The organism is Trebonia sp., from assembly GCF_049794275.1.
GTDB lineage: Bacteria > Actinomycetota > Actinomycetes > Streptosporangiales > Streptosporangiaceae > Trebonia.
Genome location: NZ_JBARCR010000585.1, coordinates 1 through 1,964, shown reverse-complemented (window position 1 = coordinate 1,964; position 1,964 = coordinate 1). Strand labels below are relative to the sequence as shown.

Here is a 1,964-nt window from a genome sequence, read left to right as displayed (position 1 = left end):
GGTGCGAGATCGCGAGGTCGCCGCCGAGCATGTCGTCGACCGCGACCGAGCACTGGCCGCGGGACGGCGACCGGCTGTCGACGAGCACCACAGAGGTGCCCCGCCGCTGCAGCCGGGCCAGCCGCGGCCCCGCGCCGGCCACCGGCGTGATCAGCACGCCCTGCACCCGGTGCGCTTCCAGCAGCTCGAGGTAACGCTTCTCTTTGCGCTCCTGGTCGTCACTGTTGCACAAGATGACCGCCAGTCCGGCCTTGCTGGCCTCGTCCTCCACCCCGCGTGCCACGTCGGTGAAGAACGGGTTGGCCACGTCGAGCACGACAAGCCCGATCGTCCGGCTGTGCCCGGCGCGCAGCTGGCGCGCGGACTCGTTCCTGACGAACCCGAGCTGCCTGATCGACGCGTTCACCCGGTCGCGGGTCTGCTGAGCCACAATTTCAGGCCGGTTGAGCACGTTGGAGACCGTGGCGACGGAGACGCCGGCGTGCGCGGCGACCTCCCTGATGCTGACAGGCACGTTGACCCGCTTCTCGACTGGACTGACAGACAGTCTGAGGCGCGATATTGGAACGTGTCAAACCTGGCCGCGCTCGAGCACCTGGCTTCCGCTCAATAGCAAACAACTCTCGCCGTCGGCTACTTAACCTGGCTACTCTGATTCATTGGGTTGCGGTGTGAATCCGTGTGCCGCTCCCGCGGAGACGATCATGCACCTGTTCGAATACGAGGCGGTCTTCGAGGCTGACCCGGACGCGGTCTGGAAGGTGTGGACCGACGTGGCGCGCTGGCCCGAATGGGATGTCAGCAAAGAGGTCGCCCAGCTGGACGGCCCGTTCGAACCGGGCACACGCGGCTGGGCCAAGCAGCGCGGCAACCTGGGCGGGGCCTTCACCGTCACCGTGGTCGATCCCGGGCGGCGCTGGGTGACCGAATGCCCGGTGCCGCTGGGCACGGTCACCTTCAGCCACCTGCTCGAGCTGGCCGGCCCAGGATGTGTCCGGCTGGTGAAAAGAGCCGACGTGCAGGGCGGGTCCGGCCCGCTGCTGCGGCTGCTGGCGCCCCGGATGCGCCGCGACACCGCCGCCTCATTTACCGCTTTGCGGCAGCGGGTGTCCGACCAGTAGACAGGCGTGCGGTGAGCGAATACACGATCAAGCCGCTCAGCACCGAGACCTGGGATGCCTTCGCCCGGCTGTGCGAGAAGCATAACGGAATGGGGTTCGGCCAGTGCTGGTGCACGTGGTTTCATCCGCGCCGCAAGGACGTGGGCCTCGACGCTGACGTTGAGGCCGGACGGCCTTACAAGGAGTTCCTGGTCCGCGAGGGAAGATCGCACGCCGCGCTGGTTTTCGACGGCGACGTCGCGATTGGCTGGTGTCAGTACGGGCCGCCAGCAGAGCTCCCGAGCATCTTCCATAAGAAGGAATACGAAGCCGGCCTTGAATCCCCGCTCGACTACCGCCTCACCTGCATCTTCGTGGACCGCAATCACCGGCACGAGGGAGTGGCCGCCGTCGCGGTCCAGGGGGCCCTGGACCTGATCGCGCAGGCAGGCGGCGGAGTCGTGGAGGCCTACCCGCAGGACACGGCGGGCAAAAAGATCTCGGCCTCGTTCCTCTACAGCGCTACCCGCAGCACGTTCGAAAAGGCGGGCTTCGGCTACGAGCGCCCCAAAGGCAAGAACCACTGCGTGATGCGCAAGACCGTCCCGCCCGCTTAACTGCGCTAACCGGAAATCGCGCGAGTCCTGCACGCCGCACCCCCCGATGATGACCTGACCTGCGTCGCTTACCCCGGTACAGTTGCCGTATCGCCCGCAGAGGAGGGTGCCATGAGTTATGCCAGGCAGCTGCTGGACAGCCACCCGCGCACCTCCGGCCTCGACGCCGGCGTGCTGGCTGCCACCATCGATGCGCTGACTGACTGCGCTCAGGCCTGTACCGCCGACGTCGACGCTGACCTGGGCG

At 67.2% G+C, this 1,964-nt stretch carries 3 protein-coding genes; 2 read left to right on the top strand and 1 reads right to left on the bottom strand.

All coding sequences use genetic code 11. The annotated features are described in order from the left end of the window. On the bottom strand, positions 1-514 hold a 514-nt coding region (locus tag WA805_RS15830), incomplete at its 3' end, for a LacI family DNA-binding transcriptional regulator (protein ID WP_425242710.1). A 190-nt stretch (positions 515-704) separates the two neighbouring features. On the opposite strand from WA805_RS15830, the gene WA805_RS15825 reads away from it, so the two are divergent. Both WA805_RS15825 and WA805_RS15820 read left to right on the top strand, forming a co-directional pair. Next, entirely contained in the window at positions 705-1,121 is a 417-nt protein-coding gene (locus WA805_RS15825; RefSeq protein ID WP_425242709.1) for an SRPBCC family protein, read from the top strand. Between the two features lie 11 nt (positions 1,122-1,132). Further along, entirely contained in the window at positions 1,133-1,717 is a 585-nt protein-coding gene (locus tag WA805_RS15820) for a hypothetical protein (protein ID WP_425239820.1), read from the top strand. The last annotated feature ends 247 nt before the right edge of the window (positions 1,718-1,964 follow it).